At 75.8% G+C, this 26,460-nt stretch carries 14 protein-coding genes and 1 pseudogene; 10 read left to right on the top strand and 5 right to left on the bottom strand.

The genetic code is table 11. The features are described from left to right. Positions 1-98 precede the first annotated feature (98 nt). The 7 genes from ACIQ9P_RS28550 to ACIQ9P_RS28520 all read left to right on the top strand — a co-directional run bounded on the left by ACIQ9P_RS28550 (position 99) and on the right by ACIQ9P_RS28520 (position 15,586). Positions 99-1,340, top strand: coding sequence for a PQQ-dependent sugar dehydrogenase (locus tag ACIQ9P_RS28550; RefSeq protein WP_402362116.1), 1,242 nt, complete (start codon positions 99-101; stop codon positions 1,338-1,340). A 159-nt stretch (positions 1,341-1,499) separates the two neighbouring features. After that, positions 1,500-2,354 carry a DUF4132 domain-containing protein gene (locus ACIQ9P_RS28545; RefSeq protein ID WP_402362113.1) on the top strand — a complete coding sequence of 285 codons (855 nt, stop codon included), beginning with the start codon at positions 1,500-1,502 and terminating at the stop codon, positions 2,352-2,354. After that, a complete protein-coding gene (locus ACIQ9P_RS28540; protein ID WP_402362110.1) occupies positions 2,351-7,528 on the top strand; it encodes a hypothetical protein in 5,178 nt (1,725 codons plus the stop codon). The genes ACIQ9P_RS28545 and ACIQ9P_RS28540 overlap by 4 nt, the downstream gene beginning before the upstream one ends. Beyond that, the gene (locus ACIQ9P_RS28535) at positions 7,525-8,715 is read left to right on the top strand and encodes an AAA family ATPase (RefSeq protein ID WP_402362107.1); all 1,191 of its coding nucleotides are present in this window, start codon (positions 7,525-7,527) and stop codon (positions 8,713-8,715) included. The genes ACIQ9P_RS28540 and ACIQ9P_RS28535 overlap by 4 nt, the downstream gene beginning before the upstream one ends. A gap of 134 nt (positions 8,716-8,849) precedes the next feature. Further along, positions 8,850-12,872, top strand: a complete 4,023-nt coding sequence (locus ACIQ9P_RS28530) for a DUF5682 family protein (protein ID WP_402362104.1) — start codon at positions 8,850-8,852, stop codon at positions 12,870-12,872. Further along, complete coding sequence (locus ACIQ9P_RS28525) at positions 12,869-14,917, top strand: hypothetical protein (RefSeq protein ID WP_402362101.1); 2,049 nt, start codon at positions 12,869-12,871, stop codon at positions 14,915-14,917. The genes ACIQ9P_RS28530 and ACIQ9P_RS28525 overlap by 4 nt, the downstream gene beginning before the upstream one ends. A gap of 201 nt (positions 14,918-15,118) precedes the next feature. Then, positions 15,119-15,586, top strand: coding sequence for a MarR family winged helix-turn-helix transcriptional regulator (locus ACIQ9P_RS28520; protein ID WP_402362098.1), 468 nt, complete (start codon positions 15,119-15,121; stop codon positions 15,584-15,586). Positions 15,587-15,626: 40 nt separating this feature from the next. Here ACIQ9P_RS28520 and ACIQ9P_RS28515 read toward each other — a convergent pair whose 3' ends face one another. The 5 genes from ACIQ9P_RS28515 to ACIQ9P_RS28495 form a co-directional block, all read right to left on the bottom strand. Continuing rightward, on the bottom strand, positions 15,627-16,199 hold the full coding sequence (locus tag ACIQ9P_RS28515) for an ATP/GTP-binding protein (RefSeq protein ID WP_231978505.1): 573 nt from the start codon (positions 16,197-16,199) through the stop codon (positions 15,627-15,629). 107 nt (positions 16,200-16,306) lie between these two features. Continuing rightward, positions 16,307-16,687, bottom strand: a complete 381-nt coding sequence (locus tag ACIQ9P_RS28510; protein ID WP_402362095.1) for a DUF742 domain-containing protein — start codon at positions 16,685-16,687, stop codon at positions 16,307-16,309. Continuing rightward, positions 16,684-17,115, bottom strand: a complete 432-nt coding sequence (locus tag ACIQ9P_RS28505) for a roadblock/LC7 domain-containing protein (RefSeq protein WP_402362092.1) — start codon at positions 17,113-17,115, stop codon at positions 16,684-16,686. Before ACIQ9P_RS28505 ends, ACIQ9P_RS28510 begins: the two co-directional genes overlap by 4 nt. Further along, positions 17,115-19,352, bottom strand: a complete 2,238-nt coding sequence (locus tag ACIQ9P_RS28500; protein WP_402362089.1) for a sensor histidine kinase — start codon at positions 19,350-19,352, stop codon at positions 17,115-17,117. Before ACIQ9P_RS28500 ends, ACIQ9P_RS28505 begins: the two co-directional genes overlap by 1 nt. Positions 19,353-19,817: 465 nt before the next feature. After that, complete coding sequence (locus tag ACIQ9P_RS28495; RefSeq protein ID WP_402362538.1) at positions 19,818-21,089, bottom strand: acyl-CoA dehydrogenase family protein; 1,272 nt, start codon at positions 21,087-21,089, stop codon at positions 19,818-19,820. A 535-nt stretch (positions 21,090-21,624) separates the two neighbouring features. On the opposite strand from ACIQ9P_RS28495, the gene ACIQ9P_RS28490 reads away from it, so the two are divergent. The 3 genes and pseudogenes from ACIQ9P_RS28490 to ACIQ9P_RS28480 form a co-directional block, all read left to right on the top strand. Next, entirely contained in the window at positions 21,625-22,701 is a 1,077-nt protein-coding gene (locus ACIQ9P_RS28490) for a GAF domain-containing protein (RefSeq protein ID WP_402362086.1), read from the top strand. Between the two features lie 372 nt (positions 22,702-23,073). Beyond that, complete coding sequence (locus ACIQ9P_RS28485) at positions 23,074-24,591, top strand: lipase maturation factor family protein (protein WP_402362535.1); 1,518 nt, start codon at positions 23,074-23,076, stop codon at positions 24,589-24,591. 251 nt (positions 24,592-24,842) lie between these two features. Continuing rightward, positions 24,843-26,460, top strand: a pseudogene (locus ACIQ9P_RS28480) (hypothetical protein); the annotation flags it as partial.

Raw genomic sequence — 26,460 nt, 5'->3', positions numbered from 1 at the left:
GTTGCCGGGCGGCCGCCGGGCCGGGTGTGGTGTGCTGGACGGGCGTCCGCCGGACGTCCGTGCCGCCGCCGCGCCCGACGCCCCCGGGAGGGTCACCGATGCCCCGCCGTACCGCCGCCCTGCTCGTCGCCCTCGCCCTCGGCTCGGCCGCCGCGGCGGGGTGCTCCTCGGCCGCCGCCCCGGACCGGGCCGGCGGGTCGTCCTCGGACGCCGCGGCCTCCGTGCCCGCGTCGGCCTCCGCCGCGGTGACGTCCGCCCCGGAGTCCTCCGCCCCGGCGGCTTCGGAGTCGACGGCTTCCGCCCCGACCGGGACGGCCACGCCCTCCCCCGCCGCCCCGGCGCCCCTCTCGGTGGCCGTCCGGGGCACCGTCACCGACGGCCTCAAGTCCCCCTGGGGTCTGGCCGTCCTGCCCGGGGGCGACCTGCTGGTGTCCGAGCGGGACAGTGCCCGGATCCTGCGCGTCTCGGCGAAGGACGGCGCCAGGACGGTGGCCGGTACCGTCCCGGGCGTCACCTCCGGCGGGGAGGGCGGCCTGCTCGGCCTCGCGCTCTCGCCGGACTTCGCCGCCGACCACCGGGTGTACGCGTACTTCTCCACCGGCTCGGACAACCGGATCGCCCGGCTCGACCTCGACCCCTCCCGGCCGTCCGGCTCCCAACTCGGTTCCCCGACGGTCCTGTTCAGCGGGATCCCGCACGGGCCCCGGCACAACGGCGGGCGGATCGCGTTCGGTCCGGACGGCTTCCTCTACGCCGGTACCGGTGACGCCGACGACCGCTCGCACGCCCAGGACCGCGACTCCCTCGGCGGCAAGGTCCTCCGCCTCACCCGGGACGGCGAGCCCGCGCCCGGCAACCCGTTCCCCGGCTCGCCGGTCTGGTCGCTCGGCCACCGCAACGTCCAGGGACTGGCCTGGGACCAGCGGGGGCGCCTCTGGGCCTCGGAGTTCGGCCAGGACACCTGGGACGAGCTGAATCTGATCACCCCCGGCGCCAACTACGGCTGGCCCACCGTCGAGGGCACCGCCGGGCGCGCGGGCTTCACCGACCCGGTCGCCCAGTGGCACACCGCCGACGCCTCGCCGAGCGGCATCGCCTTCGCCGCCGGCGCCGTCTGGGTGGCCGCGCTGCGCGGGACCAGGCTCTGGGGGGTCCCGCTGGCCGGCGACGGGGCGGCCGGCGCCCCGCAGGAGTTCCTCCGGGGCGAGTACGGCCGGCTGCGCACCGTGGCGGCCGACCCGGACGGCACCCTCCTCCTGGTCACCGACAACACCGACGGCCGGGGTTCGCCGCGGCCGGGCGACGACCGGATTCTGCGACTGGCCGTCGACGGCGGGTGACAAAAGGTCACAATCGGCCACCCGTTCGAGCGGTTTGAACGTGGTTCGACCGGGGATCCGCCACTTCCTACCGTTCAGTACCCCTCCCTGCCCGTCGCGTTGTCAGTGTGTCCCGTTACGTTCCTCCCAACTGACCGACCAGCTGGGAGGAGAGCGGCCGTGGCGTGGGTGGAAACGGGCTCGGGCGGGTATTCCGTCGCGTTCGACGAGGAGGGCAAGGTGGTCTGCCGCAATGCGGCGGGCCGTCAGCTGAAAGCCGTCCCGCCGAAGCTGAACGACGATCCGGTGGTGCTCGGACTCCGGCAGCTCACCGAGTGGCTGGACGCACACCGGCGCGGCTGCCTGGAGACCGCCGAGCGCTGGATGGTGCGCTCGCTGCCGGTGCCCGCCGCCGTCGTCACCGCCGTCTGGGCCGACGAGGCGTGGCGCGAGGTCCTGCGCGACCTCGTCGTCACCGGGGCGGACGGCGCCGTGGCCGGCTTCCTGCGCGGGGCCGACCCCGAGCGCGGCATCGGCCTGGTCGACCTCGACGGGGACACCGTCCGGCTCACCGGCAGCGAGCTGCGGATACCCCACCCGGTCCTGCTGGAGGACCTGGACGAGCTGCGCGAGTTCGCCGTCGAACTCGGCGTCTCCCAGCAGGTCCAGCAGCTCTACCGGGAGGTCTGGCACCGGCCGGACGACGCCACCGGCACCCAGGTCGACACCTACGCGGGCGGCCGCTACGCCGCCCTGCGCGACCTGCTGGGCCGCTGCGCCCGGCTCGGCCACCGGGTCCGCGGCGGACACGCCGTCCTGCCCGTGGTCGAGGACGGGCGGGCCCTGGAGGCCCGGGTCTGGGTCGGCGACTACTACGAGTACGACGAGTGCGAGACCGGCTCGCTCAGCTGGACCGGCCCGGACGGCAAGGTCCTGCCGCTGGCCGAGGTCGGACCGGTCGCCTGGTCCGAGGGGATGCGGATGGCCGCCGCGCTGTACGCCGGCCGCACGATCGAAGGGGAGGAAGCCGCATGAGCACCACCACCGGACCCGACCGCACCGCCACCGGTGCCACCGGCGGAACCGACCGCCACCAGCGGCTGCTGGAGTCCGGGGCGGTCCTCGCCGCCGGCACCCTGCCCGGCGCCGGCGGCCCCGACAGCGCCGCCGACGTGCTCACCGCCCGCAGCTACGCCCACCCCGCGCTGGACGGCCGCCGGATCGTCCGCCTGGTGCCCGGCGCGCTCGGCCCCGCCGAGGACCTCGCCGTCGACTTCCTCGGGCTCGTCCCGGCCGAGGAGCCGGTCGAGGTCGGCCAGGTCCGCCAGGAGGCGCTGGGCTTCCCCGCCTGGGCGCTCGTCCACGACCCGGCCAACGGCCACCACGCGCTCGCCCTGGTCAAGGAGATGGAGCGGCTCGCCCGCCAGGCCAAGTCCAAGCCCGGGCACGCCAAGGACGGCTTCGACGAGCTGGCCGGCCGGCTCGGCCGCGCCGTCCCGCACTTCCTGCCCACCTACTGCGAGCAGGTCGGCCGGATCTTCCTCGAACAGGAGAACCAGACCTACGCGAGCACCTTCTTCGGCCGGGCCCGCGAGGCCGAGCGCACCCACAACCTCCCGGTCGACGAGGAGCGGCTGCGCGCCGTCTTCCTGGAGTTCGCGCTGGCCGGCGCCCTCAGCGTCAAGGCGCTGCGCCAGTACGTCAAGGAGCTGAGCGGCCGGCTCGACCCGCTGACCGCCTGGCAGCGGTTCCGCCAGTTGTGCACCGAGCGCTCGGCGGCCGGTATGGCTCCCTACGCCGGGGTCGCCGAGGACGCCCGCGCCCTGCTCCGGGCCGCCGGGCTGGACCGCGACGAGCACGAGCGGGCCCTGCTCCTCGAACTCCTCGCCTCGCCCGCCGTCAACCGCGCCCCCGGCACCTTCTGGAAGAGCTGGCGCGAGGCCGTGGTCGAGCTCGGCCGGGGCGACGCCGCCGTGCGCGCGCGCCTGCTGGAGCTGATGCCCGACCCGTCGGGCAACGACGACCGCAGCCTGCAGGACACCGCCTGGCTCGCCGTCCTGGCGGAGAGCGGCGCCGAGCGTCTGCTCACCGACCCGCCCGTCACCGGTGCCGACGACGCGAGTGCCGACGGCACCGCCGCCGCCGAGCCGGCCGCCGTCTGGCTGCAGCGCTGGACCAGCCACCTCGGCCGCGGCTGGCGCACCCTCGGTCTGAACACCGGGACCGTCGCCCTGGTCCACCGGATGCTCGACCGGCTGCGTGCCGAGGCCGTGCCGGTCGACCTCCTCACCGGGGTGCGCCGCAGCGCCACCCAGCTCGAACTCCTCGACCTGCTGCTCGCCGAGGGCGTCCCGGTCGCCGACCCGGCCCAGGGCCAGACCATCGCCCTCCAGGACTGGGTCCTCGCCACCGGCCCCGACGGCCGCACCCTCGCCGCCCTCGCCGCCGACCCGCGCTTCCGCTCCGCGCTCCGGGACGCCGTCCCGGCGGTCTGGGACACCGTCAACAACTGCCGACCCGCCGCCCGCCCGGTCCTGCGCGAGCTCTTCGTCGAGTGGTCCGACGCCCGCACCGACGAACTGACGGCCGCCCGCGGCCTGGAGAGCGCCAGCGGCATCCTGCACTCGCTGAGCGCCCACCGGACCGGCATCCGCGACGAGAACCCGGCCGCCGCCCGCAGGATCGCCGACCTGGACGTGGCCGGGCTGCTCGCCGACACCCTGCGCGGCGGCATCCTCGACGAACTCGGCTGGCCCGCCCTGGAGGAGGCGCTCGCCCGGCTCGGCGTCGAGGCCGGTGACACCCCCGGTGTCGGCAGCGGCCGCAACCTCCCCGACGGGCTGCTGCTGGAGGAGGCGTGGCCGAACCTGCTGCTCGCCCGCGGCAACCAGGTCGTGGTGGCCGGCCCGCAGGGCATCGTGCTCGAACACACCCTGCGCATCACCGACAAGCTCGACACCTGGCACCGCCCCCGCTTCCGCTTCGTCGACGGCGAACTCCTGGTCGCCTGGGCCCACGAGGGCAAGCAGCGGGCCTACTGGTCCGGCCGGCCCGCCGAGACCTTCGAGCTCGGCGGCGAGCAGATCGCCCAGTACTACGGCGGCAGCGACATCGATACGCCGAGCCTGCCGCTGCCCGGCGGCGGCCGCACCGGCGGCCACCGGCCGCTGCACGTCGGCGACACCGTGCTGCCCGCCCAGAGCACGGTCCTCGGCGACGGCACCGGCCACTGGAGGGCCCACCGGAGCGCCGGCGTCGCCGTCCTGGAGGAGGTCGACGCCGCGACCGGCACCGTCGGCCGCGCCTCGGAGCCGCCGCGGATCGCCGCCAACGCCGCCACCGGCACCCTCGACCTCCGCCGCACCCAGCTGCTGCCCTTCCAGCCCGGCCTGGAGGCCACCCCGCTCGGCACCGACGGCACCGTGCTCGGCAGCTGGCTCCGGAAGGACGGCACCCGGACCACCACCGTCACCGCCGACGGCACCGTCCTCGTCGTCGACGACACCCGCGGTGGCCACCGCGTCAACCCGCTCGGCCGGCTCACCCTGCCCGGTGGGGGCCGCCCGGTGGTCCAGGACGGCCACGGACACCACCTGGCCCTCGGCCTGCCCACCGCGGACTCCCCGGCGCAGGGCACCGTCACCGCAGACCCGACCGGCTTCACCGCCGACTTCGAACCCGGCCGCCCCGGCGGCCTCGGCGCCGCCGGTACCGCCGTCGTGCCGCCGCTCGCCCACTGGCACGTCCTGCGCCCGCGCGACGAGCACGGCTCGACCGCGCTGCGCACCCTCGGCCACGAGCAGGCCGCCCGGCTGATCGACGCCGCCTGGCCGGCCGACGCCGAGCCCGTCCCCGCCGCCCGGCAGCGCTGGATCACCGTCCAGGGCGTGCGCCGCCCGGTCGTCAGCAGTGACAAGGCCGAGGAGCGCCTGCCGGTCGACGCCGTCGCCGACGTCCTGCCCGGGGTCACCCACCGGCTGCTGCTGGCCGGCGTCACCGGCCTCGCCCGCACCGCCGCCGACCTGCTCGACCGGGTCGCCCGCTACCTCCCGCAGCCCGAGGACGGCGGAAGCGCCGCCGGTTCCGGCGCCGACGCGTACACCTACCGGCCCGAGCACGGCACCGATCACCACCTCAGCCAGGCCGTCGCCCTGCTGCTTCCCGGTGTCAGCGGCTTCGGCCGCTCCTGGGACCGCAGCGCCCAGTACCGCGTCCTGAACAACCTCAGGGCCGTCACCGCCGTCCTCGCCGAGCCCCCCGCGGCCGAGGGCGACGGCTGGAGCACCCCGCACCGGATCGCGCTGCACGGCGACGACAACCACCACGGCTGGTTGCAGGCGCTCGGCCGGATCGGCACCCTCGCCTACGCCGCCGCCGCCCCGCTCACCCCCGCCGCGCAGCGCGAGACGCTCGCGCTGCTGCTCACCGAGCTCACCGCCGGACCGCTGGCCGACCGGGGCGCCACCCTGCGCGAGATCGTCCTCACCGAGCCGCTCACCGATCCGAACGCCACCAAGGGCAAGCACGAGCGGCGGGCGGGCCAGGTCTGGCGGCACGGCGACCGCACCGTCGTCGTCCTCGCCTGCAGCCACCACAACGAGGACAAGGCGCACTGGCTCGCCGTCGACCACGACCCGAGCGGAGCCTTCGGCGCGGTCGCCCACTTCGGCACCGCCGAGGAGCGCGGCACCGAGGAGGCCGTCGACGCCGCGTGGGTCGCCCGCTTCACCGCCCTGCTGCCCCAGCACGGCGCCATGACCCACCGCGCCGACCGCGCCGCCGACTTCGGCGCGCGCACCGGCATCGGCTCCGTCCGCTCCACGCTGCTGTTCAGCCCCACCGAGGCCCTGATCCAGTGGTACGGGGCCCCGCTGCCCCCCGAGGCGCTCAAGGAGTACGGCCTCAAGTCCGGCGAGGCCAAGGCCGCCCGCGACTGGCTGCGCGGGCGCGAGCGGGAGGCCCTCGGCGAGGTCTGGGCCGCCCTGCTGCCCGCCGACCCGGAGCAGCTCTGGACCACCGGCCCCGACAGCGCCGCCGGCGCCGCCCGCTGGACGGCCCGGCTCGGCCGGCTGGTCACCCTGCCGGAGGCCGAGCAGGCCACCGTCAGCGGCACCAGCATCCAGAAGGTCGAGGAGATCCTCAATCACGCCACCACCCCGTGGCTGAGCCGCACCACCCGCCAGCGGGTGCTCCCCCTGGGCGAGTCGGCCACCCCCGTGCTGCAGGCCGAGGACCCGCTCGCCGTGCCCGACTACAGCACCCTGTCCGAGGCCGCCGACGCGATCGCCTGGCTCGCCTACCGGTTGCCCTGGAACAGTCCGCTGCGCGCCTCGCTCGCACCCGCCGTCCGGGCCCTGCACACCCGCCTGGCGGACCCGGGGCTGCTGCTCGCCTACGACCTGCGCCGCAACAGCAAGGGCGAGCCGCTGGCGGCCGTGCTGCGCGCCCGCTTCGGTCTGCCCGCCGAGGGCGGCGCCGACGCGGACGGGCTGGTCCGCTGCGGCGAGGCCCTGGTGCTGTCGCCCACCCACGACGAGGCGGAGCAGATCTGGTGGCGCCCGGCCGGCCTCGACGGGGCCGGGGACCAGGCGCTGGACCAGCTGACCGGCCTGGGCGAGAGCTACTGGCTGGCCCGTCAGCGGACGGTGCTCACGGCACTCCTGAGCGGGGAGCTGGACCGGCTGGTCGTCCTGCCGGAGCTGCCCGCGGCCGCTGCTGCCGCCGCCCCGGCCGGAGCGGAGGCCGAGGCCGAGGTCTGGCCGCACCACCCGCTGCTCTCGGTGCCGGATCTGGTCACCGAGGTCGTCAAGACCCAGGAGCTGGGCGAGGACGCGGCCGTCCTCTACCTCCAGCTGCTCGCCCTGCCCGACCCGACCGACCGCAACGTCGCGCGCTGGACGGGCTGGAAGCCGGCCCGGCTGAAGCAGGCGCGCGCCGAACTCCTCGCCGCCGGCCTGGTCATGGAGGCCAAGCGGGCCCGCGCCGGGCGCACCCTCTTCCTCCCCGGCGGCTGGCAGGAGGCCAAGACCCCCGCTCTGCCCGTCGAGACCTGGAAGTCCGGCCTCTACGATCTCCCCACCCACCACCACGTGCTGCCGCGGTTCGCCGTCCCGGAGCTGTTCGCCCGGGCCTGGCAGCGCGTCATCGACGGGGACGCCCCCGGCTTCGAAGAGCTCCGGACCGGCAAGCGCAGGAAGGCCCGCCGATGACCACCAGCACGACCACGACGACCACCACCTCGACCACCACCGCGACGGCGACCGCGTCGGCCGCCTCCGAGGCCCGGCAGGTGGTGCCGCCGGAGGAGCGGTTCGCCGCCGAACTGGAGTTCCTCGCCGCGCACGACTCCGGCCCGCGCCCGCCCGGCTGGCGGCTCACCCCGCGCGCCGTCGTCACCTTCGTGATGGGCAGCGGCGGCGAGAAGCTCAAGGCCGGCCGCAGGAGTCTGGCGATCGAGCAGAAGTTCGTCGGCGAGCGGGCCCTCGTCGAACGCTGCGTCGTCACCCTCGCCGGCGAGCGCGGTCTGCTGCTCGTCGGCGAGCCCGGCACCGCCAAGTCGATGCTCTCCGAACTCCTCGCCGCCGCCGTCTGCGGCACCAGCGCGCTCACCGTCCAGGGCACCGCCGGCACCACCGAGGACCAGCTCAAGTACGGCTGGAACTACGCCCTGCTGCTCGCCAAGGGCCCCAGCCGGGAGGCGCTGGTGCCCTCCCCGGTGCTCAGCGCGATGACCACCGGAGCGGTCGCCCGGGTCGAGGAGGTCACCCGCTGTCTCCCGGAGGTCCAGGACGCCCTGGTCTCCCTGCTCTCCGAACGGCGGATCGCCGTCCCCGAGCTGGCCGGCACCCCGGACGGCCAGTTGCACGCGGCCCCCGGCTTCACCCTGATCGCCACCGCCAACCTGCGCGACAAGGGCGTCAGCGAGATGTCCGCCGCGCTCAAGCGCCGGTTCAACTTCGAGACGGTCGGGCCGATCGGCAGCCTGGCGGCCGAGGTCGAGCTGGTCCGCCGCCAGTCCACCGCCGCCGTCGCCCGCGCCGGGGCGGCCTTCGCGGTCGACGACGCGGTGCTGGAGGCGCTGGTCACGGCCTTCCGCGATCTGCGGACCGGCCGCTCCACCGAGGGCTGGGACGTCGAGCGCCCGTCCACCGTGATGAGCACCGCCGAGGCGGTCTCGGTGGCCACCGCGATCGGGGTCGGTGCCGCGTACCTGCCCGACGGCGGTGACCTGCTCGCCCGGCTCCCCGGTCAGCTGATCGGCGTCGTCCGCAAGGACGACCCGGCCGACGCCGCCCGGCTGCTCGGCTACTGGGACGGCCCGGTCCGCCGTCGCGCCGAACAGGGCGCCGCCACCTGGCGCACCCTGTGGGACCTGCGCTCCGCCCTGGAGCACTGAGGCCCGTTCCACCGGGCCCGGTCGGCCCGCCGTCACCAGGACGGCGGGCCGACCCCCGGCCCCTTCCCGACCCTTCCCGACCCTTCCTGTCCCTCCCCGTTCCCGTTCCCGAACTTCCACCGAGAGGTGAACAGATGAGCAGCGCGGTGCCGCCCGGCGGGGCGGACCTCGGCCACGACGACCCGCGAGGGGCGGTCGCGACCGAGGCGGCCCGACTGGCCGCCTCCGGCCTCGACGCACCCGGGCCCTACCTGATCGGGGTGCGCCACCACGCCCCTTCGCTCAGTGTCGTCGTGCCCGCGCTGCTGGACGCGGCCCGGCCCGATGTCCTGCTGGTCGAACTCCCCGCCGAGTTCCAGCCCTGGCTGGACCTGCTCGCGGACGAGGCCACCCGGGCCCCGGTCGCGCTCGCCGCCGCACCCGCCGCCGACCGCGCGGACGACCGCGCGGACGGTGCCGTCGGCACCGGGCTCGCCTTCTACCCGTTCGCCGACTTCTCGCCCGAACTCGCCGCCCTGCGCTGGGCCCGCCGGCACGGCGTCGAGACGATCGCCTGCGATCTGCCCCTCGCCGTCCGCGACCGGTACGCCGCCCGCTCCGAGCATCCCGACCGCCCCGACCGGGACGGCACCGCCGCCCCCCGGCCCGGTGTCGCCGACGCCCTCCGCCACCGCCTCACCGGCCGCGAGGACGACGAGGACCTCTGGGACCGCCTGGTCGAGACCGCCGCCCCCGGCTCCACCCCCGAGTCCGTCCGCCGCGCCGCGCTGCTGGTCGGCTGGGCACTGCGCCGCGACGCCGGGGAGGGCACCGGCGTCGACCCGTACGACCTGCGGCGCGAGGCGTGGATGCGCGCCCGCGTCCGGGAGGCGGCCGAGGGCGGCCGCCGGGTCGCCGCCGTCATCGGTGCCTTCCACGCGCCCGCGCTGCTCCCGGTCGGGCCGGACCGCACCGGGGCACCGGGGTCCGACCCCGACCCGGTGCCGGAGGGCGGCCACGTCGTCTCCCTGATCCCCTACACCTACCCGCTGCTGGACGCCCGCTCCGGCTACCCGGCCGGCATCCGGGACCCCGAGTGGCAGCACACCGTGCTCGACGCCGCCGGCGACCGGGACCGGCTCGCCGGGGCGCTGATCACCACCGCCGTAAGGATCTGCGAGGCCCTGCGCGGCCAGGACCACCCCTCCGGCCCGGCCGACGCCCGCGAGATCGTCCGCCTCGCCGGCGACCTGGCCCGGCTGCGCGGACTCGCGGCCCCCGGGCGCGGCGAACTGGTCGAAGCCGTGCAGACCGTCCTCGCCCAGGGCGAACCGTTCGGCCGGGGCCGGGCGGTGGCCCGCGCGCTGGAGCAGGTCCTGGTCGGCACCCGTACCGGCGTGCCCACCCCGGCCGCCCCGCGCAGCGGCCTCGCCCCCGCCGTCGAGCGACTCCTCGCCGAACTCGGCCTGCCCGGTCCCGGCGACACCGCCGAGCCCACCCCGCGCGAACTGCGCCTCGACCCGCTGCGCTCCACCCTCGACCGGCGCCGCGAACTCCTGCTCCACCGGCTGACCGCCTGCGGCGTCCCCTACGCCGAACCGGTCGGGTCCATCGGCGCGGGCGGCACCGAGACCCTCACCACCCGCTGGCGGGTCCGCTGGACCCCGGCCGTCGCCGCGATGCTCACCGTCGCCGGCACCCGGGGCGTCACCCCGGCCCAGGCCGCCGAGGGAGCCCTGCGCGAGCGGCTGCGCCGGGAGCGGCAGGCCGACGGTCCGACCGCCCGGGAGGTCCTCCAGGGCCTCGCCGACGCCGACGCCTGCGGCCTCCCGGCCCTCACCGGTACCCGGCTCGCCCAGCTCACGGCCGTCCTCCCGGAGAGCGGCACCCTGCCCGAACTCCTCGACGCCCTCGCCCTCCTCGACCGCCTCACCACCACCCGTGCCCCGGGCCCGGGATCGGTCCCCGCCGAGGCCGGGTCGGGAGCCCGGCCCCCGGCCCCGGCCTCCGGCGGGCTTGAGCCCGGTGCCGCCGCCCCCGGCCTGTTCGTGGCTGCCGACACGGCCGCCGTGGTTCTCCGCCCGTCCCTTCCCGCGACCGGGGGATCCACCGCTCCCGGCCCGGGTGCCGCCGCGGACACCACCGGGCCTGCCGGTGGCGTCGGCTCCGGCCCTACCGCCACTGGTCCCACCACGGCCGGTCCCACCGTGGCCGGTGGCGGGGCGGAGGGCGCGTTCCTGACCGCCGTGGGCGCCGCCGGGGAGGTGGTGACGGTGGCGGCGGTGCGGCAGTTGGAGGGGCTGGGCGGATCGGACGAGGCCGAGGACGCCAGGGCGCTGGTCGAGCTGGCACGGCGGGCCGATCTCTCCGGCGGGCTGCGGCTGCGCCACGCGCTGGCCGAACTCGCCGACCGGGGGAGCCCCTTGGTGCGCGGCGCGGCCGGCGCGGTGCGGGTGCTGCTCCGGCAGGAGGCGCCGGCGGTGTTCGGCGACCGCGCCGCCTCCTGGGTCGACGGTGCCACCGGTCCCGAGGCCCGGCACGCCCTGGGCCGGTCGCTGGTCGGCCTGTTGACGGCGGCCGAGGGGCTGTTCTCCACCGCTCCAGAGGCGCTCGAACCACTGCTGGAGCGCACCGCCACCCTCCCGGACGGCGCCTTCCTGGACCGTCTGCCCGCGCTCCGCGGTGGGTTCGACACGCTCAGCCCGGCGGCCCGGGAGCGGCTGCTGACGCTCGTCGAGGAACGCCTGGGTGTCCGTCTGGACGCGCTTCCGGAGGAGGTGCCGCCCGCCCTGCTGGCCGACTGGTCCCGGGCCGACCTCGTGGCGCGTTCCGCCCTCGCCCGCCGGGGACTGCTCCCGTCGAGCCTCCCGGCGCCCACCGAGGCATTCACGGACGAGTCGCTCATCGGCGAAGCGCCCACGCGGGCACTCACCGACCAGGCACCCGAACCCGCACCCGAGCGCGTCCGGGAGCCCGTCCCCGTCCCCGGTTCCGTCCCCGAGCCGTCCGGCTCCCACGCGCTCGGCCCGGCCGAGCGCTGGCGGCTGCTCCTCGGCCGCCCGGGCAGCGGCCGCCCCGGCGGTCGTGCCTCGCGGCTCGCGTCCGCGCTCGACGAGCTCTACGGCACGGGGCACGGCGAGGGCTCCGGCCCCGGTCTGGACGGTCGGGGCGGGGCGGGTGGGAACCGGGGCGGCCGTGAGGCGCCCTACCCGGGTGTGCGCGAGTGGTCCGAGGAGCTGTCCGCCCTGTTCGGGCCCGGCATCCGGGAGGAGGTACTGGCGGCCGCCGTGGCCCACGGGCGCGGCGACGCCCTGGAGGCGATCGACCCGGGTGCCGTCCGGCCGTCCGTCGACCTGTTGCGCACCGTGCTGGAGCACGCGGGCGGCCTGCCCGAGGCCCGGTTGGCCGGACTCCGGCCGCTGGTCCGGCGCCTGGTCGACGAGCTGAGCCGCGAGCTGGCGACCAGGCTGCGCCCCGCGCTCACCGGGATCAGCGTGCCGCGTCCGAGTCGGCGCCCCGGCGGTGGCCTGGACCTGCACCGCACCATCCGCGCCAACCTCGCCACCGCCCGCCCCGCAGCCCCCTCGGCCACCGCCGCCGGTACCACCACCGGTACCGGGCCGGACCGCATGGTGATCGTGCCGGAACGCCCGGTGTTCCGGACCCGGGCCCGGCAGGCGTCCGACTGGCGGCTGATCCTGGTCGTGGACGTCTCCGGCTCGATGGAGTCGTCCACGGTCTGGGCGGCGCTGACCGCCTCGATCCTGGCCGGGGTGCCCTCGCTGAGCACGCACTTCGTCGCCTTCTCGACCGAGGTGGTCGACCTGACCGACCGGGTGGCGGATCCGCTCGGTCTGCTGCTGGAGGTCCGGATCGGCGGCGGCACCCACATCGCCGCCGGGCTGAAGTACGCGCGGGAGCTGGTGACGGTGCCGTCCCGGACGCTGATCGCGGTGGTCAGTGACTTCGAGGAGGGCGGTCCGGTGGGCGGGCTGCTCGCGCAGACCCGGGCGCTGGTCGACTCCGGGTGCCATCTGCTGGGCTGCGCCGCCCTGGACGACACCGGCACGGCCCGGTACTCGAAGGCGATCGCGAGCCGGCTGGTCGCGGCGGGCATGCCGGTGGCGGCGCTCAGCCCGCTCGAACTGGCCCGCTGGGTGGGGGAGAAGGTCCGATGACGGAGGCGGTGCGGGACGTGACGGGGACGCGGGTGCGGTGGCCGGCGGTGCGACCGGAGGTGGTCGCCGAGGTGGTGGCCGGACTGTCGGCGCGCCTGCAGAAGCGACTGGACGGGGCCGCCGCCAAACTGGCCGAGCGGCCGGTCGAGCGGGTGGGCGAGGACTGGCGGATCGCCGTGGACGAGGAGACGGAGCTCGTTCTGCACGCGCCGGGCGGGGTGGTGGCCACGTCGGGTGATGTGCGCTGCGGTTGTCTGCTGGCGCCCGCGTGCGTGCACCGGGCGGCGGCGGTCACGGTCTGCCCGCTGGCCGACGGCGAACCACCGGCGGAACCGGTCGAACGGACCGAGCGGCCCGGACAGCCCGGGGCGCCCGGACAACCCGGGCCGGTCGCTCCCGGCGGCGAGCCCCCGGCCTCCGCCGCGGCGGGTCTCCCGGACGGCCCGCAGGGTGACGATCCGCCCGCCGGGGCGCTCGGCGCGGCCGAACGCGCCGCCGTCGACCAGCTGCACCGGGTGGGCTCCGCCGTGCTCGCGGCGGGCGTGGGCGGTGCGGGCGCGGTGCTCCAGGCGGAGCTGTTGCGGGCGGCCCACCGGGCCCGGCTGGCCGGGCTGCACCGGCCGGCGGCCGCGGCGGTGGCGGTGGTCACCCGGATCCGGGCGGCCCGGTCGGGCGAGCCGGACCACCGGCTCGCCGACCTGGTGGCCGGTCTGCGCGAGTTGCTCGGCCTCACCGCGGCCCTGGCCGCAGCGGCGGCGGCGGGCACCGCGGGTCCGGGCGTGGCCGCCCTGCGAGGGGCGGCCCGCCAGGCGTACGCGCCGGCGGGCGCGCTGCGGCTGTACGGACTCTTCTCGGAGCCGGTGCTGACGGCCACCCACGCGGGTGTGCTGACCTGGGCGGTCGACGCGGGCGGCGGCCTGCACACGATGGCCGAGATCATGCCGCACGCCGACGCCGCCGCGGCGGCGCCGCAGGCGGTCGGTGCCGGTAACCGGGCGGTCCGGCTGGGCGACGCGACGCTCAGCCACCGCGAGTTCACCCGGGCCGGGCTGGCCGTGCAGGGCGCTACCAGGTCGGCGGCCGGGCGGCTCGGGGCGGGGGCCTCGGTCCGGGCGGTGCGCGCGGTCGGGACGGCCTGGACGGCCGAGCCGGCGGCCCGGCTCTGGGCCGAGCCGCCGGCCGCCCAGGTGGCCCGGGCACTGGGCGCGGCCGCGCTGCCCCCCGAGGTCCGGCCGGCCGGGGGCGAACTCCTGTTCCTGGACGTGACGCTGCTCGGCGCGGTCCCGTACGGGCCGGGCGGGGAGCCGAGGCTGCTGGCGGACTGCGGGGGCGTGGTGCTGGCGCTGCGTGCCGCGCACGACCACCCGGGGCTGGCCCACCGGGGCAACCTCGCCCTGCTCGCCACCGCCCCGGGCCTGCGGCTGCGGGTGATCGGCCGGCTGGAGCGCTCGGCCCGCCCCGAGCTGCGCCTGCTGGCGATCGGCGAGCCCCCGGCGGCCCGCCCCGCGGAAGCCCCACCCCAGGACGTCCGACCCCTCGCCGTCCGACCCCCGTCCGTCCTGCCCGCCCCGTCCGACCTGTCCGTCCCCTCCCTGGCCCTGCCCGCCGATCGTGCCGGCCGGGTCAATATCGGCCTGGAGCGGCTCCAGACGGCGGACCTGGCCCTCCCGGCGGTTGGCGCCGCCCTGCCGCCCGCGGTCCCGCCGACGGGGGCGCTCCCGCCGGCCACCCCCGTGCACCTGCTGGCCCGCAGGGTGGAGCAGGCGGTGACCGGCGGCCGGGCGGTGCTGGCGCTGGGGACCGGGGCGGCGCGCGGTGACGGGGTCCGGTTGCGGTCGGCGGGGCTGGCCACCGCCGCCTCGTTGCTGGAGGGCCTGCTGGGGGCGGCGGTGGACCAGCCGCGCGATGTCTTCGGCCGGGTGGTCGCGGACGACCACGACGACTTCGCTGCGGCCTGGTCGGCGGCGGCCTGGTACGAGGAGGAGCTGGCCTCGGCCCTCTGCGCGACCGCCTGGTCGGAGGAGGTTCCCGGCAATCAGCCATAAGGAGAACTATTTGCACAAGCAGATATGCCGCGCCGAATGGCATACTTGAACCAAGCGGAACGTTCGAACGGCCGGTGGCCCGCCGGAGGAGGCCCGCCCGCCCGGGGCGGGGCCCGGCAGGACTGCGACACCGCAGGACCGTACGAGCACACGATCCGATCACGCGATCCGATCGCACGACCCGAGCAGGAGAGGCGAGCCATGGGGATCCAGGACGATGCCGCCGAGATCCGCGCCAGCGGCTGGCGCACGCTCGCCGCGCTGCACGGGTTGATCGACTCGGCCCTGGAGAAGGCGCTGCAGGCCGAGCACCGTCTCTCCGTGGTCGAGTACACGGTGCTGGAGGCGCTGTCGCGGCAGGACGGCTGGCACATGCGGATGCAGCAGCTGGCCCGCGCGGCGGCGCTGAGCAGCAGCGCCACCACCAGGCTGGTGAGCCGGCTGGAGGAGCGGGGGCTGCTGGGCCGCTACCTGTGCGCGGACGACCGGCGCGGCATCTACACCGAGCTGACCGCACAGGGCCGCGAACTCCTCCGGGCGGCCCGGCCGTTGCACGACGCGACGCTGGAGGCCACGCTCACCGGGGCCGCCGACCTCCCCGAACTGGCGCCGCTGGTGCGCGCGCTGCACGACCTGGAGCCGGCGCCCGCCTCCCCCGCCGCGTCCTGAGCAGGGCACGGCCCGGCACGGGGAGCGGGACGCCCGGCGCTCAGCGCCGCGAGGTGAGCGCGTCCTCGTGCACCCGGTCGAGCAGCGCGAGCAGCAGTTCCTTGCTGGACGCGCGCTCCCGGACGTCGCAGAGCACGACCGGGACGCCGGGGTCGAGGTCGAGCGCCCGCCGGACGTCGTCGGGCGTGCAGTCGCGGCGCCCGTGGAAGCAGTTGACGCCGATGGCGAACGGGATGCCGCGCTGCTCGAAGAAGTCGACGGCGGCGAAGCTGGACTCCAGTCGGCGGGTGTCGGCCAGGACGATCGCGCCGAGCGCGCCGAGGGCCAGGTCGTCCCACATGAACCAGAACCGGAACTGGCCCGGGGTGCCGAACAGGTAGAGCACCAGGTCCTGGCGGACGGTGATCCGGCCGAAGTCCATCGCGACCGTGGTCGTCGACTTGCCCTGGACGCCGTCGAGGCTGTCGACCCCGATGCTGGCGCGGGTCATCCGTTCCTCGGTCTGGAGCGGTTCGATCTCGCTGACCGAGCCGACCATGGTGGTCTTGCCGACGCCGAAGCCGCCGGCCACGAGGATCTTGACCGCGCCCGGCACCAGGCTCTGGGTCGTCACGTCTGGTCTCCTGGAGGGGAACTGAGCGGGGGAGCGGAAGGTTCGGAGAGTTGTGGAGCGGAGCGTGCCGGAGCGGACCGGCGCGTGCCGGAGCGGACCGGGCCGGGTCAGAGCCGCCGGACGCCCTCGATCACGGCCCGGATCAGCGCGATGTCCGGGGCGTCGGCGAGCTGGACGGGTGCCCGGGTGAGGATCATCCGGGCCTCGGCCAGATCGTCCAGCAGCACCTTTACCACGCTCACCGGGAGGTCCATGGTGGCCGCGATCTCGGCCACGGCCAGCGGGCGTTCGCGGCAGAGGTCCAGGATCGTGGCCGGCTCGGGCGTCAGCCGGCTGGTGTCGGTGCGCGGGTCGGCGGTGACCACCAGGGTGATCAGCGCGAACCCGTCACGGACCGGTCCGGTGCGCCCGTTGGTGATGGCGTAAGGGCGGACCAGATGGCCCGCGTCCTTGTCGAAGAACCAGGCTTCGTCCGCGTCGACGGTCACGCACCGCCACCCACGCCCGGCAGGCCGGCGTCGCTGCGCGGCGCGGCGGTGAGGTACTGGCCGACCTGCTTCACCAGCATGTTGATCTCGTAGGCCATGAGCCCGGCGTCGACCGCCTCACTGGTGAGCACGGCGAGCCGGGCGCCCTGGCCGGCGGTCGTGACGAACAGGAAGAGCTGGTCCATCTCGATCACGGTCTGCCGCACCCGCCCGCCGTTGAACCGGTGGCCGGCGCCGCGGGCCAGGCTCTGCAGGCCGGAGGCGACGGCGGACAGGTGCTCGGCGTCGGCCCGGTCCAGGCCCTGGGAGAGGCCGATCAGCAGGCCGTCCTCGGACAGGACGATGGCGTGCCGGGTCTCCGGGACCCGCGCCACCAGCTGGTCCAGCAGCCAGTTGAGGTCGCGCTGGGTATCGGTGTACTGCGTCATCACTGCTGTTCCTTAGCTGCGGAAGGTGCGGCCGGGGCAGGGGGCGCGGCCGGCGCGTCCGCGTCGGGTGTCGTCGCACGGGCGGTGCGGGTGCCGCGCTGGATGGCGGCCATGGTGGCCCGCGAGCGCTGCGGCGAGGGGTCGTCCGCGGCCGGTCCGAAGGTGCCGGCCCCGCCGACGCCGTCGGACCCGTCCGGAGCCTCCGAGCCGGTGCGGCCGGTCGTGGCGGGAGCGCCGGGCCGGCCGTGAGCGCCGGGATGGCCGAACGCGGTGCCCGGCACGTTGGCCTCGCGCAACTGCTCGGCGAGGCTGGCGTTGCGGACCCGCTGCGGCAGCACGCGCGGGGTGCGCAGCTCGCCGTCGGGGCCGTGCTCCGACTCGGCCTCCTCGGCACGCTGGTGGGTGGGCGCCGGTGCCGGGGCCCCGGTGGCCCCCGCGGCCGCCGTCGCGGCGGCGAGCGCCGCGAGCGCGGCCGACGGACCGTCGTGGCCCGGGCCGCCCTCGGCCGGGCGCGCCGGGTCCGGGCCGGGCTCGTCCGCCGACTCGTCGTAGGGCCTGGGCATGGACGGCCGGGCCACCACCACCGCGCCCGGCAGGCCGGGGATCGCCGAGCCCACCGGCAGGCCGCCGTTGACCGCCGGGTCGTTCTCGTCCCGGGTGCCGCCCTGGGGGTAGCGCGCGAGCAGTTCGCCGATCACCACGCTGCCGTCGTAGCGGTCGGCAGTGCCGCCGAGGACGCCGGAGGGGTCGTCACCGTACGGAACCGGGTCCGCGCCGGGTGCCGGGGCGAAGGCCGGGGCCGGAGCCGCGCCGAGGGCCGGGAGGCTCTCGGCGGTGGCGACCTCGTGCGCGCCGGAACCCCGCCCGTACGCGGTCTCCTGCTCGTGCCCGGGTTCGTACCCCGGCCCGGTTGCCGGCGCCGTTCCCGGTCCCGCCCCCGGCCGGGTGCCCAGCAGCCCGCCCAGGACCCCGGCGAGCGCGCCGGACAGCTCCTGGTCGATCTCGCCGAGCTCCGCGTCCGCGTCCGCCCCGCCACCCGGCCGCAGGTCGGGCACGGGTGTCCGGGTGACCCGGGCGCCGGAGGGCAGACCGGGGAGAGCGGCCGGCTGTCCGGCCTGCTCCAGCAGCGGTACGGGCACCAGCACCACGGCCCTGGTCCCGCCGTAGGGGGAGGGCCGCAGGGTGACCTGGATGTCGTGCCGCGCGGCGAGCCGCGCGACCACGAACAGGCCGAGCCGCAGGTCGTCGCCGAGCGCGGAGACGTCCAGCTCGGGCGGGTTGGCCAGATAGTCGTTGAGCCGCTCGTACTCGTCCTCGGCCATGCCGAGGCCGCGGTCCTCGACCTCCACCGCCAGGCCCTTGGGCACCTCCTGCGCGGAGACCTGCACCTGGGTGTACGGCGGGGAGAAGGTGGTGCCGTTCTCGATCAGTTCGGCGACGAGGTGGATCACGTCGGCGACGGCCTGGCCGCTGAGCGAGGTGCGGGGCACACCCTGGACGACGACGCGCGAGTAGTTCTCGGTCTCGGAGACGGCGCTGCGCAGCACGTTGACCATCGGGACGGCGTTGCGCCAGCGCCGGGCGGGCAGGGCGCCGCCGAGGATGACCAGGTTCTCGGCGTTGCGCCGCATCCGGGTGGCGAGGTGGTCGACCGCGAACAGTTCGCGCAGCAGCTCGGGTTCCTCGTGCTCGCGCTCCAGCGCGTCGAGCATGCTGATCTGGCGGTGGATCAGGATCTGGGTGCGCCGGGCGATGTTGAGGAAGACCTTCTTCGTGCCCTCGCGGCCCTGGGCCTGGTGCACGATGGCGGCGACGGCGGCCTGCCGGACGGCGGCGAGGCCGTCGGCGGTCTGCTGGACCTCGTCGCCGATCCGCCGGGAGGGGGTCCAGGCGGGCGGGGTCGGAACCGATTCGCCGGCCTGGAGCCGACCGACGACCTGCGGGATCTCGTGCTGGGCGAGGGCCAGGGTCTCGGCGTGGAGGTCGGCCAGCCGGCCCGGGAGCGTGCGCGCGGCCCGTAGGCCGCGGACCAGGCTCCAGAGCAGGACGGCGGCGACCACCGCGCTCCCGACGTACAGGGCGGTGCGCTCCTCGGCGTCGCGCAGCAGGTAGGCGGCGTAGCCCCAGGCGGCGGCGAGGCCGAGGCAGGGGACCACCGCGAGGGCGAGGAGCGAGCTGCGGAGGGAGCCGGACCGGCCGGCGCGGTGGCCCGTCCGGGGGGCCGATATGCCTGGCATCTGATTCCTTGTAGCAGGGCCGAACGGCGGTTGTCCGTGTGCGGTCCGACCGCGGTCGCGGGGCGCCGCGGCCGGCGGTGCCCGGAGGGTTGCCGGAGGTGGTGACGTTTCGTCACCGTCCGGACGGATGCTGCACGGCCGCCGACTGCAGGCACGCTACCAGCCCCAGGTGCCCTCTGGGCAACATCAACTGACGATATGTGAACGGGTGATGACGGGGCGGCGGGGGTGCCCGGTGGCGGTTCCGGGGTCCGTTCCAGCAGGTCGGGGGCGGTGCGGGGAGGGCCTGACGGCTTTCCGGCGGCCGGGGTCCGGTCGCCGGAAAGCCGTCAGGGACAGGTCAAGAGTGGGCTGTCCGCGAGATCCCGCCGGTCGTGGGAACGGAAGGGAAGCGTTATGGGGGAGACAGGGGAGCGGTAGGGGAACAACGGGGAAACCCGTGGGGAGGTCCCGGCGTCGCCCGGCTCAGCCCGCCAGCGGCATCCGCAGCACGGCCGCCGGGACGCCCTGCGCCTGGGCCTCCGCCCCGGCCTCGCGCTCGGCCAGCTCGGACCAGGCCCAGCCGGCCAGATGCCCGAGTTCGGCCGACCACTGCTTCCCGTAGGTGCCCGAGGCCACCTGGCCGAGCCGCAGTCGCTGGACGTCCGAGGTGCCGGCCGGCGGGTAGACGTGGGTGGCGTCGCGCAGATAGCGCTCGATGTGGAAATCGGCGTGCAGGCCGCGGGCGGCGTGGATCTCCATCGCGTTGCGGGCCGAGTCGAGCGTGTACTCGGTGTTGATCAGCTTGGCATTCATCAGTTCGGCGTCGCACGGCCGGCCGTGGTCCAGCAGGTGGGAGGCGTGGTACGCGGCGAGCTTGGCGGTCATCAGCCGGGACTGCATCTCGCCCAGCTTCAGAGCGATGTTGGGCAGCTGGGAGAGCGGCTTGCCGTACAGGATGCGTTCCTCGGCGAACCTCGCGGTGTCCTCGACGATCGCCCGGTGGATGCCGAGCGCGACCGCCGCCAGGTTCAGCCGCCCGTAGAGGGTCGAGGAGGAGTAGGCCACGTCCAGGCCCTGGCTCTCGGCGCCGAGCCGGTTGGCGGCCGGGATCCGGCAGTCCTCGAAGACGAGTTCGCCGAAGCTGAAGCCGTGCAGGCCGCTCTGCGAGCCCAGGGCGCCGGTGCGGAAGCCCGGGCGGTCGCTCTCCACCAGGAACGCGGTCAGTCCCTTGCTGCCCTCGCCGGTGCGGAGCACCACGCCGTGCACGTCGCCGATGTGCGAATTGCCCACGAACCACTTGCGTCCGTTGAGCACGTACTCGTCGCCCTCGCGCCGGGCGGTGCCGCTCATGCCGAGCACATGGCCGCCGGACTCCGGTTCGGTGACGGCGATCGTGGGCAGCGCCGTCCCGTCGGCGAACCGCGGCAGCCAGTGACGGCGCTGGGTGTCGCTGCCGAAGTGGATCACCTTGGCGACGCCGAGCTGCGAAGCCTGCGCGATCGCGCCCATCGCACCGCTGACGCGCGAGAGTTCCTCGACGATCACGGTTTTGGCCAGGTGTCCCAGCCCCAGTCCGCCGAACTCGCGCGGGATGGTGACGCCGATCCAGCCCCGGCGGGCGATCTCCCGCGAGAGTGCGAATTCGACCTGGCGCTCGGCCTCCATTCTGGCCACCTGCGGGCGTACTTCCTTCTCCGCGAACTCGCGTACCTCCGCTCGGAGGCTCTCGTGTCGCTCGTCGGTGAAGTAGTCCATCGCCATGCCAGGTCCTCTCGGTTCGGGTGGTTCGGGGGATGTGCCTCCGTCCGTGCAGCCGATCCGCATCGGCCGCCGAGGGGTGGGGGAGTGACGGTGGCGGCCGGTTGCCCCAAAGTTGCAGCCGGTGCGTGCGGATGTGCCGGCGGTGGCCCACGCTGCCCTTGGGGACCGCCGTTTTTCGGCAGGGCTCATTGTCATATGTGCATCGGAAGCGCTCTACAGTGGATCTTGGATTGGCGCGATTCGGGCCGTTCGCGGACGGCCGGGGATTGAACGGCCACCGAGTGGGGAAATGACCTTTCCCGCTTTTGGATCTCCGGGGTTTCCGCCGGTTTCCGCGGGTTCCCGTTCCGGTTGCCCACCGGTTCCCGGGCCGTTCCCGCCCGGAGGCCCACCGGTCGGCCCTCCGTCGCCCGTGCGTGGGCCGCCCACCTCCTCGCCGCCGACATGCGGCTTTGACTGAGCATCAGCAGGGGAGAAGGGGAGGGCCCGGGAGCGCCCAAGGCGCCGGATGTCTGATTACATGTGCGCCATGACTGATGTGATGAGCACTCAAGGCCAGTTCCCGGGTGCCGCCGGCGAGTCCGAGAGGGCCCGCAGGCTGCGCAGCCTGGGCCTCAACGAGCCCACCGCGGACGAGGCCTTCGACCGCTTCGCCCACCTGGCCGCCAGCATCACCCGCGCCCCCATCGCGATGGTCAACTTCATCAACGACGAGCGGCAGATGTTCCGGGGGCTCTACATCCCGCCAAACTCGACCGACGCGGTGGCCGAAGAAGGCTCCTCCTGGGCCGATCGCGGCATCGCCTTCGACCTTCCGACCCGGGAGATGCCGCTGAGCCACGGCTTCTGCCCCCATGTCGTCGCGCAGCGTTCCCCCCTCGCACTCGACGACATCCTCGCCTACCCCCGGTTCGCCGGGAACCCGGTCGTCGACGAACTGGGCGTCCGCGCCTACCTCGGCGCGCCGCTCGTCGACGACACCAACACCGTCATCGGCACCGTCTGCGTGCTCGACCGCGAACCCCGCCAGTGGGGCCGCGAGCGGCTGCGCGACATCCAGCACCTCGCCGAGGCCCTGCTCTCCGAGATCCGCCTGCGCGACAACCTGCTCGCCCAGCAGCAGGAGATGTTCGCGGCCTTCGACGGCTCGCCGTTCCCGATCATGCTCACCGACGGGCCCGGCCAGGAGATCCGCTACGCCAACGCCCAGCACGCCGACACCTTCGGCGCCCCGGCGGCGTACGGCGCCATCGGCCAGGCATACCCCCAACTCGGCGCCGCCGGCCTCCAGCAGGCGGTCTCCGGGGCGTACCACACCGGTCGTGCCACCGTCCTCAACGAGGTGCGGGTCCAGTCCCTGCGCCCCGAGGCCCAGCGCGGACAGCAGATCTTCAGCTTCACCTGCACCCCGCTGCGCACCGCCCGCACCGGCCAGGTCACCGGCGTGCTGACGGTCGGCATGGACGTCACCGCGCAGTCCCGGACCGAGGAGGAACTCGGCACGCTCGCGGCCCTCCTGGTGGACCGCCTGCAGCAGAACGGCACCACCCCGGTCGGCCGCCCCGGCCTCGGCGCGGGGGAGACCGGCCTCGTCCTGCCGGGCTGAGCACGACCGGCAGGACCGACCGGACCGCGTGCGGGTCACCCCCCGGACCAGCGCACGCAGCACCGGAACACGGCGCAGCACCGTCCGCCCACAGCGACGGGACCGCGCCCCGACCGTCTCCCGAACGCGCCCCGACCGCGCGTCGCGGCGGGACCGCAGGACCACCGCCCACCGGGGCGGGACCGCAGTACCACCCGCCCACCGGCGGAATCGCGCCACCGGCCGCCCGTCGCGGCGAGCCGCACCACCGTGGCGGGGCGCCTCTCACCCCCGAGGAGAGGCTCCCCGCCGCGCTGCTGTCCGGGTGAACCGCCCGTCGCCGCCCCGCCGGACCCGCCCCCGTGCCGGCCGCCGGTGGTAGGCATGGGCCGCATGCAGTGGTTCGCCGCCCCCGAGTTCTGGCTCAGCAGGCTGCTCGTGCAACGGCTGCTGGCCGCCCTCTACCTGATCGCCTTCCTCACCGCCGCCCGGCAGTTCCGCGCCCTGATCGGAAGCCGCGGCATGCTCCCGGTGCCCCGCTTCACGGCCCGGGTCCCGTTCCGGCAGGCGCCCGGACTCTTCCACCTCCACTACAGCGACCGCTTCTTCGCCGCCACCGCCCTGACCGGCGCCGCGCTCTCCGCCGCCCTCCTCGGCGGCCTCGGCGACGCCGTCCCGCTCGGGGTGGCGACGCTCTGCTGGGCGGTGCTGTGGGTGCTCTACCTGTCCATCGTCAACGTCGGGCAGACCTGGTACTCGTTCGGGTGGGAATCGTTGCTGCTCGAAGCGGGCTTCCTGGCCTGCTTCCTCGGCAACGCCGGCACCGCCCCGCCCGCACCCGTCCTGTGGCTGCTGCGCTGGCTGGCCTTCCGGGTCGAGTTCGGCGCCGGACTGATCAAACTGCGCGGCGACAGCTGCTGGCGCGACCTGACCTGCCTGCGCTATCACCACGAGACCCAGCCGATGCCCGGCCCGCTGAGCTGGTTCTTCCACCACCTGCCCGCGCCGCTGCACCGGGTCGAGGCGGCGGCCAACCACGTCACCCAACTCCTGCTCCCGGTCTGTCTGCTCCTCCCGCAACCCGTCGCGACCTTCGCCGCCTGCGCCGTCGTCGCCACCCAGCTCTGGCTGATCGCCTCCGGCAACTTCGCCTGGCTGAACTGGCTCACCATCGCCCTCGCCCTCGCCGCCGTCGACCCGGCCCGCCTCGGCCTGCCCGTCCACCCGCGCCCCTACTCCGCCGCCCCGGCCTGGTTCGAGGCGCTGGTCCTGGTCCTCGCCGCCGCCGTGCTCCTCCTGAGCTACTGGCCGGTCCGGAACATGGTCTCGCCCCGCCAGGTCATGAACCGTTCCTTCAACCGCCTCCACCTGGTCAACTCCTACGGCGCCTTCGGCAGTGTGAACCGCACCCGGCAGGAGGTCGTGGTCGAGGGGACGGACGAGCCCGTCGTCACCCGGCACACCGTCTGGACGGAGTACGGATTCAAGGGCAAACCCGGCGACGTCCGCCGCCTGCCGCGCCAGTACGCCCCCTACCACCTGCGGCTCGACTGGCTGATGTGGTTCGCCGCCATCTCCGCCGGCTACGCCCGGCCGTGGTTCCTGCCGTTCGTCGCCCGGCTGCTCGTCAACGACCGGGACACCCTGCGCCTGCTGCGCCACAACCCCTTCCCGGACACCCCGCCGACCCACGTCCGGGCGACCCTGTACCACTACCGGTTCACCGATTGGCGCGAACTCCGCCGGACCCGCGCCTGGTGGCACCGGACACCCCTGACCGAGTACCTCGCACCCGTCGACCTGGCCGCCCTCGCCCGTGCCGGACACCACCCACCACCGCCCCCGGACCCGGGCGGGGAGGCCGCGCCGGGCCCGGGCGGCCGGACCCGGCGTCCGCCGAACGGGCGGTGACCGACGCCGCGGACCACCCGACCGGCCCACCCGGGTGGCGTCCGGCCGGGCGCCGTGGCACGCCACACCGCCCCGAGGAGCGGTGGGTGCGTGCATGGCTCGAACGGGCACCCGTATTCTTGGCCTCCGACCGGCAGCCCTACCGCGCGCCCCCTCAGCCCCACCCGCCGGGGCCGCACCGCGCACCCGGACCGCCGCCCCCTCGCCGCCAGCCCACGCCCCCGCCGCAGCCGCCCAGAACCGGACCTCACATGACAGTGCTTCACTCCCGCAACGCCGACGCGGCCGACGCAGCCGGCTCCGCAGACGTCAAGGACACCACGGCCACGGACACCGCGGCCGCCGCGACCACCACCGACACCGACCTCCGCGAGGAACTCGGCCGCTACGCCGAGCTCGGTGCCTTCACCCTCACCGCCGACACCCACCCCTGGTACGCGGCGCTGGACACCGTCGCCACCCCGGAGGACGCCCGCGCCGCGTCCACCGTCCTCGCCGAACTGCGCGGACACGACCTCCAGCAGGTCTGGGACGACGTCACCGCGCTCGCCGCCGACGTCCGGATCGACGCGCCGGACACCGTCGGCAAGACCGCCGTCCTCGTCGAGATGCTCCAGCTCCTGCGCCGCACCTCGACCGTGCTCGCCCCCGCCGCGTACGAGGCCGACCTCGAATCGCTGATCGCGGCCACCGCCGACCGGACCTGGCGGCGCGAGCGCGGCGTCAAGCTGTCCTGGCTGCGCGGCCGCTCGCTGCGCAAGCAGGCCACCGCCCTCGCCGTCACCACGGGCCGCCCCCGCGGCCAGGACCTGCACGAGGCCCTCGCCTCCGCCGAGGTCGAGCGCCGGGCCTGGGCCGCCCTCGCGCCCGCCGGCACCCCGCCCACCGCGCCGTCCGACGCCGCCCTCGCCCACCGCACGGCGCAGGCGTTCGAGGCGATCAACACCGGCGTGCGCGAACTCGCCCGCCTGCTGACCGGCCACGACCTCGACGCGCTGTCCTTCCCGGACCTCGTCGACCTGGTCGACCGCCTCGCCGCCGACGAGGGCACCCTCTACCGCCTGCCCACCGTCCGCGCCCTGCGCGCCTCCCTGGAGGACGCCGGCCTCGCCGACCTCCTCGCCGAACTCGCCGCCGCCCGCGCCGACCGCCGCGCCGCCGAGGCCGCCTACACCGCCCGCCAGGCCCTCGCCGGCGGGCAGCGCGACGGGCTGGTGCCGCCGGTGGCGGAGGACCGGCCGGTCGCCGAGGCGATCGAGGCCGAGGTCGAGGCCGAGGACGTCACTGCCGAGGATGCGACCGCCGAGGTCGTCACCGCCGAGGCCGCGACGGAGACCGTGACCGAGGTCGACAGCCAGGAAGCCGACGTCCCGGCCGAGGAGCCGCAGCTCGCCGTCGCCCTCCCGGCCCCCTCGCCCGCCGCCGACGACCTGCTCGCCGCCGTCTCCACCCCGCCGGCCCAGGCCGCCGCGCCCGAGGCCGAGACTGTCCCCCCGGTCGAGGTCGAGGCCGTGGCCGCGCCTGAGGCGGAGCCCGAGGTCGAGGCCGTGGTCGAGGCGACTGTGGTGAAGGAGGCCCCGGAGCCGGTCGTCGAGGCCGAGGCTGTCGTCGCGTCGGTCGAGGTCGTGGCGGAGCCCGTCACGGAGGTCCTCGCCGAGGTCGAGCCGGTCGTCGAGGTCGAGCCCGAGAGTGCCGTTGTGGCGACGGTTGAGGCCGAGGCCGCGCCTGAGGCGGAGCCCGAGGTCGAGGCCGTGGTCGAGGCGACTGTGGTGGAGGAGGCCCCGGAGCCGGTCGTCGAGGCCGAGGCTGTCGTCGCGTCGGTCGAGGTCGTGGCGGAGCCCGTCACGGAGGTCCTCGCCGAGGTCGAGC

This window comes from Kitasatospora sp. NPDC094019, from assembly GCF_044764505.1.
Lineage (GTDB): Bacteria > Actinomycetota > Actinomycetes > Streptomycetales > Streptomycetaceae > Kitasatospora.
Note: the sequence above shows the minus strand (reverse complement) of the source record. Positions and strands in the feature narration are given on the sequence as shown.